The sequence below is a fragment of the Rhodanobacter sp. 7MK24 genome, from assembly GCF_014842995.1.
Lineage (GTDB): Bacteria > Pseudomonadota > Gammaproteobacteria > Xanthomonadales > Rhodanobacteraceae > Rhodanobacter_A.
The window spans coordinates 90250-104692 of record NZ_JACYXL010000003.1 but is presented as its reverse complement, the minus strand read 5'-3'; the positions used below and the strand labels follow the sequence as shown (position 1 = coordinate 104692).

Annotated in this window: 11 protein-coding genes; 6 read left to right on the top strand and 5 right to left on the bottom strand. The window is 65.2% G+C overall.

Annotation, left to right across the window (positions count from 1 at the left end):
• Positions 1 to 38: 38 nt before the first annotated feature.
• Both IHE49_RS07025 and IHE49_RS07020 read left to right on the top strand, forming a co-directional pair.
• Positions 39 to 428, top strand: a complete 390-nt coding sequence (locus IHE49_RS07025) for a hypothetical protein (protein WP_192156279.1) — start codon at positions 39 to 41, stop codon at positions 426 to 428.
• Positions 429 to 593: 165 nt separating this feature from the next.
• Entirely contained in the window at positions 594 to 1292 is a 699-nt protein-coding gene (locus IHE49_RS07020; protein ID WP_192156277.1) for a hypothetical protein, read from the top strand.
• Positions 1293 to 1461: 169 nt separating this feature from the next.
• Here IHE49_RS07020 and IHE49_RS07015 read toward each other — a convergent pair whose 3' ends face one another.
• Both IHE49_RS07015 and IHE49_RS07010 read right to left on the bottom strand, forming a co-directional pair.
• Positions 1462 to 2673 carry a serine hydrolase domain-containing protein gene (locus IHE49_RS07015; RefSeq protein ID WP_192156275.1) on the bottom strand — a complete coding sequence of 404 codons (1212 nt, stop codon included), beginning with the start codon at positions 2671 to 2673 and terminating at the stop codon, positions 1462 to 1464.
• 439 nt (positions 2674 to 3112) lie between these two features.
• Positions 3113 to 4099 carry a hypothetical protein gene (locus IHE49_RS07010; RefSeq protein WP_225578259.1) on the bottom strand — a complete coding sequence of 329 codons (987 nt, stop codon included), beginning with the start codon at positions 4097 to 4099 and terminating at the stop codon, positions 3113 to 3115.
• A gap of 288 nt (positions 4100 to 4387) precedes the next feature.
• On the opposite strand from IHE49_RS07010, the gene IHE49_RS07005 reads away from it, so the two are divergent.
• The 3 genes from IHE49_RS07005 (at position 4388) to IHE49_RS06995 (ending at position 6493) form a co-directional block, all read left to right on the top strand.
• A complete protein-coding gene (locus IHE49_RS07005) occupies positions 4388 to 5056 on the top strand; it encodes a glutathione S-transferase (protein ID WP_192156273.1) in 669 nt (222 codons plus the stop codon).
• Between the two features lie 227 nt (positions 5057 to 5283).
• The gene (locus IHE49_RS07000; RefSeq protein ID WP_225578258.1) at positions 5284 to 6003 is read left to right on the top strand and encodes a hypothetical protein; all 720 of its coding nucleotides are present in this window, start codon (positions 5284 to 5286) and stop codon (positions 6001 to 6003) included.
• 145 nt (positions 6004 to 6148) lie between these two features.
• Entirely contained in the window at positions 6149 to 6493 is a 345-nt protein-coding gene (locus IHE49_RS06995) for a RidA family protein (RefSeq protein WP_192156271.1), read from the top strand.
• Positions 6494 to 6565: 72 nt separating this feature from the next.
• Here IHE49_RS06995 and IHE49_RS06990 read toward each other — a convergent pair whose 3' ends face one another.
• Positions 6566 to 7465 carry a hypothetical protein gene (locus tag IHE49_RS06990; RefSeq protein WP_192156269.1) on the bottom strand — a complete coding sequence of 300 codons (900 nt, stop codon included), beginning with the start codon at positions 7463 to 7465 and terminating at the stop codon, positions 6566 to 6568.
• Between the two features lie 282 nt (positions 7466 to 7747).
• Between IHE49_RS06990 and IHE49_RS06985 the strand changes: the two genes are divergently transcribed.
• Positions 7748 to 8788 carry a sensor domain-containing diguanylate cyclase gene (locus IHE49_RS06985; RefSeq protein WP_343227552.1) on the top strand — a complete coding sequence of 347 codons (1041 nt, stop codon included), beginning with the start codon at positions 7748 to 7750 and terminating at the stop codon, positions 8786 to 8788.
• Positions 8789 to 9030: 242 nt separating this feature from the next.
• Here the strand turns inward: IHE49_RS06985 and IHE49_RS06980 are convergent, their stop codons facing one another.
• Positions 9031 to 11859 (bottom strand): EAL domain-containing protein, encoded by a 2829-nt coding sequence (locus tag IHE49_RS06980; RefSeq protein WP_192156267.1) that lies wholly within the window; start codon positions 11857 to 11859, stop codon positions 9031 to 9033.
• 319 nt (positions 11860 to 12178) lie between these two features.
• Positions 12179 to 14125: a CocE/NonD family hydrolase gene (locus IHE49_RS06975; RefSeq protein ID WP_192156265.1), complete on the bottom strand. Its 1947-nt coding sequence runs from the start codon at positions 14123 to 14125 to the stop codon at positions 12179 to 12181.
• Positions 14126 to 14443: the final 318 nt, after the last annotated feature.

Sequence of the window (14443 nt, the reverse complement as noted above, 5' to 3'; positions counted from 1 at the left end):
CACGCGCGCGTTCGCGCCCGGTCCAACGAGGGGGAGCCATGGGCCACGAGAAGTCACGCTCTAGCGTTTCAATCGGCGCGGTCGACTGGAGCGATCCGCTTCTGAGTTCGCTGCTGGAGAAAGCCGACAGCTGGCGGCTGGAGAATCGCAGCAACCTGCCGCCGCAGGAAGTGCGGATCCACATCAACACGGACTGGGTGAAGGCCAGCACGATCAGCAAGCCAGCGCTGATGGTCGCTCGGAACGAGACCACCATGGTGCTGGTGACGCGCTTCCCCGTCCCGCTGGGAGAGCGCCTGAGGGTCGACAGCCAGCAGGACGATGGCGCCGCCCATATGGGTTGGGGACAGGTGGTCGAAGTGCGCGAGGGGTATCGGGCTGAAGACCATGAGCATGGCCTGTTCCTGAACTGGTTGCGCATCGATTGAAGTGTTGATGCGCGGCGTGGCCGTCATGGTGCGGCGTGCTCGCGGCGCCATCGCCCGCTGAGAGTTTGCCGCTACTTTGTCTGACTTGGAAAAGCGGACTGGGATCCACTTGCCGTAAGGACTCCGTCGGCATGACCGGTGCGACACGGCGGTCAGAGCGCGCTTTTGGCGGCAGACGAGTCGGAACCCATCAATCTGAAAGGAAGGTGCCGGATGTGCAGGAGGCTCTTTGTCGCCGCGTTCCTTATGTTCAGCGGTGTGCTTTACGCCGCCGATTCCAGCAGTGGCAGCAACGCAAACGAACTCATGCCGCCGCATTGGCTGAGCATCGAGTATGGCGGCGATTACTACGCAAGCAAGCTGGGCGATTTTCCGTTTTCCGTGCAGGCTCCTTATCTGGACGAACCGGCAGCAGGTGTGCAACCCGATGATCTGCCGGACCACGGTGCGAAGTTGCGCAGCATCCGCCAGGCGTTCGCCGACGGTTTTCGCGAAGGTCTGGCGAAGGAGCAGGGAAGCACCGCATGCGGGAGGAACGGTCACTCGCGCCTGTTCTACTGGGTGTTGTTCAAAGACGGCACGTACATACAGGGAATAGCGAAAGACGTAGTCACCCTGAAACACGTTCCCGCCGCGTGGCACTGGGCGCCGACTTTCCCTGAAACGGGCACCACGGCCTACAACGTGGCAAACATGCGGATCGCCGGGCTGGTTCTCGGTTCGATGTATCGCCAACCTTGCGCCGACGATGGACAATTTCTCGCCATGGGGCATGGCCAGTTGTATCTGGCGCATCACTCGCTCACAGGCGAGCCGCCGGCTCCACCCGCGCCGCCGCCACCGCCGCCATCGATGGTTCGTTAAGGGAAAAGGTGTCGGGACAATGCCTGGCGGGTGTCGGCCGGCGCGTACGACGTGCGGGTGCGGCGTGCTGTGACATCGAACAGTTGGAGGGCGATGCCATGGGGCATCGCCCTCGTTGTCCTTGTCGCTTTTTGTCGGATTGGCGTGGGCGATACGTGCGCGCTTCGATCTACGATTTTCGCCCTGTGACCCTGGCCTGCTTCTCGTAGGCCTGCAGCACTTCCGCTGCCAGCATCGGGGGCATGCACCCCTGGAGATTGGTCAGCACGATGGCCGTGAGATGGCTCCCGGGGATCGTGGTGATCCACACGGCTGCGCCACCGCCCGAGGACACGCTGGACTCTCCCGTCGCAGGCAGCGGATAGGGCATCAACTCCAAGCCGAAATCGCCCGCAGACCCGTCGTGGAGTTTGTAGGGCGTGCCCATCATGGCCAGGGTTTCCGGCTTGATGACCTTTCCGCTCCAGAGCGCGGATTCCCATTTCGCTATCGCGCCGATGTTCGCGTTGAGCCCCGCTGCGGGCGACAGGAACTCGGGAATGCCTTTCGATCCGAAGGCGTGGATGCCGGACGTGGACTCCACGGGCCGGCCCTTGGCATCCAGTTGCAGCTTCGAGCGATCGGGCGTCGGCTCCAGCGTGGTGTAGAGCGACGCGCGTCCCGGGATCACCTCCCAGGAATCGCCCCAGTGCATATCGGTGATGCCGAGAGGCTTGAGGAGACGATCATCGATGTAAGTCCTGAAGGGCTTGCCAGTGACGCGCTCGATCACTTCCGCCAACAGCATGTATTCGGTCTGGTTGTAGACCGTTTTTGCACCGGGTTCGCCCACCGGGCGGGTGACCAGCAGCTTCATCAACTCGGCCTGCGTGCCCGCCAGCGGCGTGACGTTGACGTCGTCGGCGGCAACCGCATCGGGCAGGCCTGATGTGTGCGAGAGGCAATGCCGCAGGGTCACCGCACCCCAGCTGGCCGGAAGCTCCGGCAAGTAGCTGCGGACGGGTTTGTCCAGCGACAGTTTGCCCTCTTGCACCAGGGTCATGATCGCGACCGCGGTGAACTCCTTGGTGGTGGAAGCGAGTGTGTACTGCGTGTCGTTGGTTACCGGCACGCCAAGCTCGACGCTGGCCAGGCCGTAGTTGGACTCCTTCACCACCTTGCCGTCTTCGATGATGGCAACGGAGGCGCCGGGGATCTTGTGAGCCTGCATGTACTGCTTGACGGCCTGATCGACTTCATCGCCGGACGTCATCGGAGTGGCGACAGCCGCATTTGCGTGGAGCGCCGCGATGGAGAGAACAATCGCCACAGCCAATGTGACTTTAGACATGGACTCAATTCCTTTGGGTTGGCCGAGCGCAGAGTCGCCGGCGGTGCCCATGGAAGTTCATCGGGGCGCGGGCGCACATGTGCCAGAAGGAGCCGTGCCAAAAGTCGTGTGCACTTGACTAGAGGGTCGTTCTTTTTCGTTCGAATCGTTTGGACGTCCATTTCAAGCGAAGAAGCTTGCGCAGCGGAAAGGCGCTGGAAGATCGTGTTTCTGCGTCCAGGGGCGAGGGCGAGTGTCGGGATTCGACCGGGTGTGCATGGGGCGAAGTGGGGGCGAGTGGGTTCGCCGCGGCGCCCGCATGGTCCTCGCGATCTTTTGCCCGACGCCGCGGAAATCGGGAAGGTTTGCAGCCGGTGCCGCAGATACATGGTTGCTGCCCGCACACCCGATCTGTGGCTGCCCGGCTGCAAGCCTTCCCGATCTCACGCCACGGTCTATGACTGTCGTCGCGTGCGGTGGTTCCCGGAAGGAAAGCGCCGGGATTCGCGCATCAGTGCAAGCCTGTGCTCGCGGAAGCCGCCGGCGTGGACGACTCGGCGGCAGCGCGCCTGGCCGTATCGGCCGGGCACCAGGTCTTGAGGCGCTTGCCTGCACGGAACAGATCGATGCACTCCCGCATCTCGGCCTTGAAGGCCAGGTCGGGCGTGTTTATCGGACAGCCGTCCGACAGCGGCTTGGTGTCGTTGTACTCGGCGATGCAGGTGGACAACGGCGGAAGCTTGGCTGGATGCGGATCGGCGGCCAGCGGTGGCGGCGGCAGATTGAGGCGCTCGTCGCCATCCTTGGGCGAGGGTGGCGGGGGCGACACGCCGCAAAGCAGGTTGGAAGCGGTGCTGCGCTTGCTGGGGTCGCACACGCTTTTGGCGATCGCCTGGATGGCATCGCCGATATGGCGACCTACCGCACCGCCGGCCGTCTCGTTAGGCGGCGGGAAGTATTTTTCGAAACGGGTTGCCTTGTAGTGCATGTGGTTGCTGTCGTGCTGCATGATCCGGCGATCGTCCGCCGGTTTGGCCGGCTTGGTCTCGGCGCTTGCTGCGGTCGAGGTGTCCGTCAGCGAGGACGGCAGCCGTATCGATCCGTCCTTGGCGAACAGGCTGCTGGTGTCCGGCGTAGCTGCGGAGGCCGCCGGCACAGGGGCCGCTGAATGATCCTGCACGACCATCGCGTCACGACGCGATTTCTCGTGCGACACGGGGTGAGCGGGTGGGGCTGCAATCTGTTGTTGGGGCACTGGCTTTGGCAGCGCGAGTGGCGCAGGCGGCGACACGGCGCGTGGCGTGCTGGAACGGTCCAGCACGCGCACGATCAGCACTTGATCGCCATCGGCAGACACTGCCGCCGGATGTTGCGGCGCGAGCTGCATCGCGTACCACATCATCCATGCGAACACTGCGTGCAGTGCCAATACCGAGGCCAGCACGAGCACCCGCGTCTGACGCGTCAGCCCTGGTTGTCGCCAGCGCCGCTGACTCAAGTTCGCACGCGTTTCGCCGTCGAGCCAGGCCAGGCCGCGCGTACGATCCCCCTCGCGTTGATGTAGGCCCTGCCCGGAACGTTCGATGACAAAGCCTCATTCAAGCCGATTGCCCGCGCAAACTTACGCATGTCGTCAGCGCGTGTCGCGACCGACACCGGTAGACAGATTTTTTCACCAAGGGTTCCGTGCGGATTGGCGTGGTGCCTCGTTGGCGCTTTGTACATCTACGTGCCGGTCACCATGCTAGCCTTCTGGCCACCTCACCCACTGTACCGGTGACGCGCCATGCTGACCGTCCACCACCTCAACAACTCGCGCTCCCAGCGCGTGCTCTGGCTGTTGGAGGAACTGGACGTCCCCTACGAGATCCGCAAGTACCAGCGCGATCCGAAGACGATGCTGGCGCCGTCGGAGCTGCGGGCGGTCCATCCGCTGGGCAAGTCACCGTTGATCGAGGATGGCGGCCAAGTGATCGCGGAGTCGGGAGCGATCGTCGACTACCTCGTCGACCGCTACGACACGGGCCGCCTGGCACCGCCGCGCGGCACGCCGGAAAGGCTGCGCTTCAACTATTGGCTGCATTACGCCGAGGGTTCGGCCATGCCGCCGCTGCTGCTCAAGCTGGTGGCGATGCGCATCGCCACGGCGCCCATGTCGTTCTTCGCCAGGCCGATCGCGCAGCGGATCGCCGGCAAGTTGCAGTCGGCCTTCGTCGATCCGCAACTGGCGTTGCACCTGGATTACGTCAACAACGAGCTGGCGCAGACTGGCTGGTTCGTGGGTGACGAATTCAGTGCGGCCGACATCCAGATGAGCTTTCCGATGGAAGTGGCCATGGCGCGCAGCGGATTGGGCGGCAGGCTGCCGCATGTCGCCGCTTTCGTGAGCCGCGTGCAGCAACGGCCGGCCTATCGCCGCGCGCTGGAGCGCGGCGGCCCTTACGCGCTGAGCTGACTGCGTCGACCCGGATGTAATCGGACAGAGCCCTCTTGGGTTGCCGGGCGTACGTGTGCCGCGATCGAGCAGGGCTCGGTGCCCGGTATGTCGATTTCCTGCTTCCTCGTTCGTCATAGGCGAGGATCGCCCGCTGGTGCCAGCAGCCGTGGATGCCAGCGGGAAGCGATCCGGATCGAGCCAGTTCCGAATCCACCACACCTACGCGATCAGACGGGAGAACTGCAATGAAGCAAGTTACCGGCCGCTGGAAGATCGGCAAGACACTTGGCGTGTTCCTGGCCATGGTCGTGGCCGCTGCACAAGGTTCGCCAGCCCAGAATCCGCCGCATGCCTATCCGGTCATGGCACCGCTGTCGCAATACCTGATGGCAGATCGCGATGCGGAAATCGCCCTGGCACGCAGCGCGGCGCCCAAGTCCATTACCGGGGACGCAACGGTCCTGGTGCTCGGGCCCCACGGTTACGTCACGGCGGTCAAGGGCAAGAACGGCTTTGTGTGCCTGGTCGACCGAGCCTGGACGGCGCAGTTCGATTTTCCGGAATTCTGGAATCCCAGATTGCGCGGACCGATGTGCCTGAATCCGCCGGCGGCGCGATCGATCCTGCCGATGACCTTCAAGCGGACGGAGCTGGCGCTCGCTGGACGATCCAAGGACCAGATCATGGGCGACATCAAGGCTGCGCTGGCGAGCAAGGCGTTCCCGCCGCTGGAACCCGGCGCGATGTGCTACATGATGTCGAAGCAGGGCTATCTGAACGACGAGGCGGGACACTGGGTCCCGCACCTGATGTTCTATACCCCGCTTGGCACGAATTGGGGCGCCGACTTGCCGGGTTCGCCGGTGATGCTGAACCCGCAGTTTCACGGTCTCCCCGAACCGATCGACGAGTTCATGATACCGACCGACAAATGGTCGGACGGAACGCCTGCGCCGTCGATGTAGGAGCGGTGAGGGCACGGCGTTGCCTGGCGATGATGCGCAGCGCTTTCCGGCTGCGCTTGCCGGTCGATGCGCGGTGACCGATGCTTCGTCTCGACGTCGGCGCCACGCACCGACGTCTTTCCATTCACTGACGGAGTTCTCCCGCATGATCCACCGCATCGACGCCGGCCCGCGCATGTCCGAGGCCACGGTCCACAACGGCATCGCCTATCTCGCCGGCCAGGTCGCCGAGGACGACAGCGCGGATGTCGCGGGGCAGACGCGTCAGGTCTTGGCGGCCATCGATGCGCTGCTGGCGCAGGCGAGCAGCGACAAGACACGCATCCTCCGCGCACAGATCTTCCTTGCCGACATCGCCGACTTCGCCGACATGAACCGGGTGTGGGACGAATGGGTGGTGCCTGGCCAAGGGCCGGCGCGTGCCACGGTGGAGGCGAGGCTGGCCAGGCCGGAGTGGAAGGTGGAAATCGTGGTAACCGCGGCGATCTGAAGTCCAGGGGCGTGATCCGTCACTGCACGCCCCTTTCCGCCGCCGCCCTGGCTTGCGCGCGAAGGGCGCGGATCAGGCGATCAGCGGCGGAGGCATGGCGATCGCCGTGTCGCCACCGCACACGTCGCGCCACAAGTGGTACATGACCCCGAACATTGCGCTGAACATAAACAACAGCAGCCCGACATACAGCGGGATCAGCACCACGAACGTCAGCCAGGGGCTGATCAGCCTCGCGACCAAGGCAAGCACCATCGCCACGATGACAAAGACGACGACCGCGGCGAGCCAGAGAAGAACGGAAACCAAGGCAAACACGAAGAGCGGCAATGCGTTCTTGAATGCGCCGATGGCGCCGTCGCCGATGGCGCCGAACACGCTGCGCTTGTTCAGGGCCACCTGGCCGAGGCTGATTGCGTAGTAGCCCATCATCCAGAGGCCAAACACCATGAACAAGGCGATGGCGCTCCAGAAGCCATCGGGGAGCGCCGGCGGCAACTGGTGGGCGGCCTGTCCCGCCAACACCTGCATGTACCAGCGGGCGATGCCGCCTCCGGTGGCCAGAACGATGATCGCGACCCCGGCGATGTAGACCACGAAATTCGCCACGCCGAGCCCGATCAACCGCCACGCCTCGCCTTGCCGGTAGGGATTGAAAATGCCGGATACGCGTGCTTCCCGCTCCCGTTCGGCTGCATCCACCAGCTGCAGGTAGCCCGCGTAGAGCGGAATGATCAGTAGCCCGAACAGCGCGGAGAGCGCCATGAGCATGAACGAAAGGGTTGCGCTCGGCGGCCGGCCGGCGCTCATTTCGTGGAATTGCACCGGCAGCGTGATCAGCGATGGCAGCAGGCACACCCCCACCAGTACCGCGGCGCCTCCGAACAATGGCTTCGGGTGACTGAAACCCACACGGATGCCGTCGGACAGCCAGCGAAAGCCGACCCCCGCTCCCATCGATCGCGTCGCCATGGCGCCCCTCTCCCCTGATGATCGGCGCCCCAGCGCCGTATCGGTGGAGCATAGCGTTTGGTGGTCGAAGTCATCCAGGATGCGCGGATTCCGCGGGTGGGCCCTCAACGGGCCGGGGAACCTGTTCAGGAACTCCAGGAACGTGGCTCCAGGCACGAAAATCTTGATCGGGCTCCTACGACGGGAGCGGGGAATACCGGCACAATGGCGCCGTGATTTTCCCTTGCGGCTGCAGCCGTAAGGAGTGGTGAAGCGACGCTTTCGCGATGAGGGGGGGCTGCTGTGAGCATTTCGATTTCTGAAACAGGCGTCGCCCCCGATTCGATCGACAAGATCGCCGAATCGCTGGCGCATGCCGGCACGCTGGAAGAACTGGTGCGACCCTTGCTGGAATTGCTGGAGAAGGTGACCGGGCTGGAGTCCACCTACCTCACCAGCATCGACATCGAAGCGGGTCTGCAGCATGTGCTGTATGCACGCAATACGCGACGCCTGCAGATTGCCGAAGGCCTCGTCGTGCCGTGGGGCGACACGCTGTGCCGCCGTGCGCTGGACGAGCGGCAACCGTATGCCGACGACGTGGGCACGCGCTGGGGCGATTCCGGAGCGGCGCGCGAACTGGGCATCGCCACCTATGTGAGCACGCCGGTGCACACCGACGACGGCAAGTTGTACGGCACGTTGTGTGCGGCCAGCGACGAGCGCAAGCCGCAGGTCGCGGGCGCGTCACAGGTGCTGGAAATGTTTTCCCGGTTGATTGCGCAGCAGATCGATCGCGAGCGCACGATTCGTTCGCTGCGCCAGGCCAACGATGCGTTGGCGGTGACCGCACACACCGATGCCACCACGCGGCTGCCCAATCGTCGAGCACTGCTGGACGAGATGCGCCGTCGACTCCTGGTCGTGCCGGACAACGAGGTGCTGCTGGTGGCTTTCATCGATCTCGACGGCTTCAAGGCGATCAACGACAACCATGGACACGATGCCGGCGACCGTTTCCTGATCGCCATCGGCAAGCGCTTGCACGCTGCCCTGCGCGATGGCGATTTCGTCGCGCGGGTAGGCGGCGACGAGTTCGTCGTGCTGTCCGCGGCGCGTCGCGACGTGGCTGCGGAGGTGTCCGACGCGGTCGGCGTGCGGCTGCGGGAAGCGACCAGCGGCCACTATGTGCTGGACGACGGCCTGGAGTTCGACTACGGCGGTCCCAGCATCGGCGTGGTGACGGCGGAGCGGCACGAATCCGACATCGACGCCGTGCTGGCTCGCGCCGACGTGGCGATGTACGCCGTGAAGCGCCAGCGCAAGGGCAGGCCCGGGCGCTGATCCATGCGTCCCTTCTGAGCACGAAGCGCTTAAGCCTTGGCGGGCGCTCCGATCGATGATGCCCCGGTTCCTTTCCGACGGCGGAGCACCTCGGAGCCTGGCCCACAGGAACGTCCTTTTTCTTCCGCCTTAGCCATCGGTAATGCCAAGAGTCTGTTCCCGATCCGCGCAGCCCTCGTCGAGGCGAATTGGAAACCCGTCGGTTCCCGGATGCGGCGCGATGCGGGCTCGCCGCCCATCACCTAGGCGAGCAATGCCTCGAACGCGGCCAGCGGCAGTGGCCGCGAGATCAGGAAGCCCTGGAACGCATCGCAACCCTGGGCCAGCAGGAACTGTCGCTGCGCATCCGTTTCCACGCCCTCGGCGATCACTTCCATGCCCAGTCCGTGGCCCATTGCGATGATGGTCTGCGCCACCATTGCATCGTTGGGGTCGGCCGGCAGGCGCGCCACGAAGGACTGGTCGATCTTGAGCTGGTCCAGCGGCAGGCGCGACAGATAGGCCAGCGAGGAATAGCCGGTGCCGAAGTCGTCCAGCGCGGCATGGATTCCCAGCGCGCGCAACTGCGCAAGCTTGGCGGCGGAGTCGTCGAGGTCGTCCAGGATCGCCGTCTCGGTGACTTCCAGCTTGAGCCGCGTGGGGTCGGCGCCGGTGATGGCCAGCGCGGTGCGCACGTCGTCCACGAAATCGGCCTGGGCGAACTGGCGTGCGCTCACGTTGACGGCGAGCGACAGCCCGCCGCGGCGCGTATCGCCCGCCCAGGCGACCAGTTGCGCGCAGGCTTGCCGCAGCACCCAGCTTCCCAGGGGCAGGATCAGCCCGTTTTCCTCGGCGATGGGAATGAACACGGCGGGCGCGATGCGGGTGCCGTCGGGGCGCGTCCATCTCAGCAGCGCCTCGGCGCCCATGATGTCGCCGAGCCGGTTCACCTGCGGCTGGTAATGCAGCTCCAGCGCGCCGACGGCGACGGCCTGGCGCAGGTCCACGACCAGCGCCTCGTATTGCGCCAGTTCATCCTGCATTGCCGGTTCGTAGCAGCACACCTGGTCGCGGCCGGCTGCCTTGGCGTGGTACATCGCCAGCTCGGCCTCTTTCAGTACCGATTCGGAGGTGCCTTGATGCGGCACCAGCACGGTCCAGCCGATGCTGAGGGTGACCACTACCGGCGTGCCGTCGAGCAGGAACGGCTCATGCAGGGCCTGGCGCAGGTTCTCGGCGCATTCGGCGGCCCGCGCCGGCGACATCGCCTCGCCGTCCGCGCAGGTTTCCAGCAGCGCGAAGGTGCCGCCACTGAAACGGCTGAGTGCGCGGTGTTCGTCCAGTCCATGGCGCAGGCGCTGCGCAATCATGATTAGCAGGCGGTCGCCGGCGGCATGGCCGCGCAGATCGTTGATCCGCTTGAAATGGTCGAGGTCGGCCAGCAAAAGCACACCGCCGTTGCCGGCGGACTCCAGCAGGTGCTGCAGGCGGGCATGCAGGAAGTAGCGGTTGGGCAGGTCGGTCAGCGGATCGAAGTACGTCATGTGGTCGACGCTGGCGTACGCCTCGCGCTCGCGCGTCAGGTCGACGATGGAGCAGACGTAATGGCTGACGTTGCCGTCGGTATCGATCACATGCGACACCGTCATGCGCGCGGCCTTGGGCTCGCCCTGCGCGGCTTGCAGCCACAGCTCGCCGTGCCAGGCGCCGCTATGCCCCACCTGCGCCCACAACTGGTCGTAGAACGCGGCGTCGTGATAGCGCGAGCGCAGCAGGTTCACCGGTCGGCCGATCAGCGCTTCGGGGGCATGGCCGGTGAGCGCGGTAAATGCGCGGTTGATGCGCTGGATGATGTGGTCGACGTCCATCACCAGCAACGCGTCCTGGGACTCGAAGGCCACCGCGGCGAGCCGCAACTCGGCCTCCGCGCGTTTGCGTTCGGTGACGTCGCGTGCCACGCCAAGCGTGGCGTAGGCGGTGCCGTCGGCGTCGCACAACGGGACGTTGATGACCTCGAGCTGCAGCCGCTCGCCATCGCCGCCCTCGGTGGACAGCACGTAGGTGTCCTGAGTGCCGCGACGTATCGCGCGGGCGTCCATCTCGCGCACTTCGGCGGCCTTGGCCGGCGGGAACAGCCCGACATCGGTGTGGCCGACCAGTTCCTTGCGTTCCATGTGCAGCAGCTCGAACACGCGGTCGTTGCACACGCGGTAGACGCCTTGCAGGTCCTTCATCCACATCGCGTCGGGATTGGCGTCGAACAGCGCGCGCAGCTTGGCTTCGCCCGCCTGCAGTTCGCGCGTGCGCGTGGCCACGCTGCGCCGCAATGCCCAGATCCACGCCAGCATCAACATGCCGAGAGTAAGCGCCACAGCCAACGCAACGGCCGCAATGCGCCCGTAGGGCGACAGCGGCGGCGACTTCTGCAGCCAGCGCTCGTCCAGTGCGCTGTTCTCTGCAGGCGTGATGCTGGCCATGCCGCGTTCGATCACTTGCAGCATCGCGGTATTGCCCTTGCGCACCGCCACGTGGAAATGGCCGGTATCGAGCACGAATGCACGATTGAAGAGCCTTTGCGCTCCAACCTTGCTGAGGTAGTAGTAGGCGCGGTATTCGTCCATGCAGAAGATGTGCGGTTCCGTGCGGATGGCCGCCGTCACCGCGTCCTGGTATTCATCGAACTGCCGCAGGTCGGCGAAGCCGAGTCCGGCCAGCGTCTTTGCGCAGGCGCTGCCGCGGCCCACGTTCACCGTGAGGCCGCGCAGCGAAGCCGTGTCATGCAGAGTGGTATCGGACGAGCCTACGTAGATGCCCAGCGGCAGGGTGACGTAGGGTGCGGAAAAGTCGAACTGGGCCTCGCGCGCGTCGGTGTGGTAGATCATGTCGATCGCGTCGGCGCTTCCGGTCAGCACGTCCTGCTTGGCGGCGTTCCAGTCGATCAGGTCGAGTTCGACGTGGATGCCGGTGTGCTTCTCGAACAGCCGCCAGCGATCCGCCACGTAGCCGCTCACCTGGCCGTCGGTGTTGCGGAACAGGTAGGGCGAGTAGCTTCCCGGGGCGACCACGCGGATGCGCGTGGGTGAGACGGGCATGGGCGCAGCCGCGAGCGGCGCCACGAGCGCAACGCAGCACAGCCACGCGAAGCACACGAATCGACCTTTCACGGTTACCCCGGTATCCAGGCGGTCTCGGTCTGCCGACAATGTCGGCCCCATGCCGGTGAGCGCGCAAGCCACGTCCGTGGCGGTCGGTTCCACCGTCCGCCGCGGATATGGCCATGCACTCATCTGCGTATCGACCATGGTGGCCGCTTCTGAAGCTGGTGCTGCAGCCGCCCGGAGCCTGTCCGTCACTGTCACGGCGTGGCTTGTGTGACAGTCAGTGCTTTTTGTGCGCGTGCCGAAATCCGGATCAGCGGTCGGCCGATCCGTCAGCCACCACCGGCAACAGCACGGCGCTGCGCCCGTCTGCGCCGTGCTCGATGGTCACCGTCGCTTTCCTGTAGTCATCCGGCTTGGCGAACAGGATGTTGGGTACGAACGTCTGCGGGTTGCGGTCGTACAGCGGGAACAGGCTGGACTGGATCTGCACCATGATGCGGTGGCCTGGCTTGAACTCGTAGTTCACGGTAGGCAGGCGGAACTTGTATTCCTGCACCGTGTTCGCCGGGATGGCCTCCGGGTTCGCGAAGCTCTTGCGGTAGCGGCCGCGGAAGATATCCAGCGACACCGGCAGCTCGTAGCCGCTCATGTCGGGGTCGGTGGCGTCGGTGCCCGGGTAGACGTCGATCAGCTTGACCACGAAGTCGCCGTCGGTGCCAGTGGTGCTGGCGAACAGGTCGGCGATCGGCGCACCCTGCACGGTCACGGTCTGGGTCAGCACGGGCGTGGTGTAGGAGAGCACGTCGGCGCGGTCCACCGCGAAGCGCTGGTCGTGCACCAGCCAGGTGCGCCAGCGGTCCTCGTTGTTGGCCTTGATCGGGCGGGGCAGGTAGGGCACGGGCTTGGCCGGGTCGGAAACGTAGCTGTCGCTGCCGCTTTCCGGCTGTCCGAAGCCCAGCCCCATGTTCGCCTGCAGGTAGATCGGGGTGAGTTGCTGGGCGCTGGCGGGCTTCCAGTGGGCGAAGCTGTCCCAGCGCTTCTCGACCGGGTTGTAGATCATCGCCTCGGGCAGTGGCGTGGCCAGCGGCGTGCCGCGCAGGTAGTGGTCGAACCACGGGATCATGACCTGCTGGCGGAACTGGGCGGTGGTGTCGCCGGGCCACTTGAGCGGCCCCAGGTTCCAGCCCGCGCGGTTGATCTGGCTGTGCCACCACGGGCCCATCACCAGGTGGTTGTTGCCGCTGTGGCCGGCCTTGTCCAGCGCTTCCCAGGCATGCACGGCGCCATAGATGTCCTCCTGGTCCCACAGGCCCTGCAGCCACATCGTGGGTACGTCGGAGGGATGCGCGGGCAGCAGCTTGTCCAGCGCCTGCAGCTGCCAGAAGGCGTCGTAGGCGGGGTGGGCCGAGAAACGGTTCCACCACGGCAGCTGCTTGAAGCCGCTGGCGACGGCGTAGTCGCCGGCCGAACCGGCGGCGAGGAAGTTGGTGTAGTCGTCGCTGTTCTCGCGCGGCACCGGTTCTCCCGAACCCTTGGCGCTCATCTGTTCGGTGAAGTAGTCGAGGTTGATCTGGCGCAAGGCGCCGTAGTGGTACCAGTCGTCGCCCATCCAGCCGTCGACCATCGGGCTTTCCGGCGCGGCGACCTTGAGTGCGGGATGCGGGTGGAGCAGGGCCATGGCGACGGTCCAACCGTCGTAGGACGAACCGATCATGCCGACCTTGCCGTCCGACTCCTTGATGTTCTTCACCAGCCAGTCGACAGTGTCCCACGCGTCGGTGGTGTCGTCGGTGGTAGTCGGGTTGAGCGGCCCGATCGGCGGCCGCGTCATGATGTATTTGCCTTCCGAGCCGTATTTGCCGCGCACGTCCTGCCACACCAGGATGTAGCCGGCGTTGGCCCAGTCCTTGTCGCCCGACCACACGGCGTCGGCCATGTGCAGGCTGTTGCCATCCAGGAAGCCGCTGGCGTTGTACGGCGTGCGCTCCAGCAGCATCGGCCGGTCGTGCGCGTTCTTCGGGATCACGATCACCGTGTGCAGCTTCACGCCGTCGCGCATCGGGATCATCACGTCGCGCTTGACGTAGTCGAAGCCGCCCTGCGGCGTCTGCCAGCTGGCCGGGATGTCCGACGCGGTCTGGATCATGTCGGGCGTCACTTTCGACGAGTCCTGGCCTGTCGCGGGTGTCGTGAACGCGGCGGCTGACAGCAGGCAGGCGAGCGGAAGGAGCGCCGGGCGCAGGGCGGCAGTCTTCATGGGGGTGGTGTCCTCTTGGTCATGATCGCGTGGGGGAAGCTACCACGGTCGTGCATTGTGGTCTTGGGGCGTCCAGTCGTTGGAACTGGCTCACGATGTCCTGTCTCGCGACCTTGCGTCTTGTGGGAGACGTTGATTTCACTGTCGCAAGTTTCAACGCGGTTGCGGTCACCTGCCGGCGCCCGAGTTCCTTCTCTTTGCTGGCCCATGCCACCGCAGCTGCGGTGGCGAACGGCGAAGCCGGCCCGAAAGGCGACGGGTTGAATGCTCGGAGTCAGAAATGGAACCAAGAGAAATGAGCTAGTTGGATTCGCCGGG

Bases quoted from the DNA above. Each gene is read 5' to 3' on its own strand.
- IHE49_RS07025 (WP_192156279.1), top strand. From the start codon at position 39: ATGGGCCACGAGAAGTCACGCTCTAGCGTTTCAATCGGCGCGGTCGAC.
- IHE49_RS07015 (WP_192156275.1), bottom strand. From the start codon at position 2,673: ATGGGCACCGCCGGCGACTCTGCGCTCGGCCAACCCAAAGGAATTGAG.
- IHE49_RS07000 (WP_225578258.1), top strand. From the start codon at position 5,284: ATGAAGCAAGTTACCGGCCGCTGGAAGATCGGCAAGACACTTGGCGTG.
- IHE49_RS06975 (WP_192156265.1), bottom strand. From the start codon at position 14,125: ATGAAGACTGCCGCCCTGCGCCCGGCGCTCCTTCCGCTCGCCTGCCTG.
- IHE49_RS06980 (WP_192156267.1), bottom strand. From the start codon at position 11,859: ATGCCCGTCTCACCCACGCGCATCCGCGTGGTCGCCCCGGGAAGCTAC.
- IHE49_RS06995 (WP_192156271.1), top strand. From the start codon at position 6,149: ATGATCCACCGCATCGACGCCGGCCCGCGCATGTCCGAGGCCACGGTC.
- IHE49_RS07005 (WP_192156273.1), top strand. From the start codon at position 4,388: ATGCTGACCGTCCACCACCTCAACAACTCGCGCTCCCAGCGCGTGCTC.
- IHE49_RS06990 (WP_192156269.1), bottom strand. From the start codon at position 7,465: ATGGCGACGCGATCGATGGGAGCGGGGGTCGGCTTTCGCTGGCTGTCC.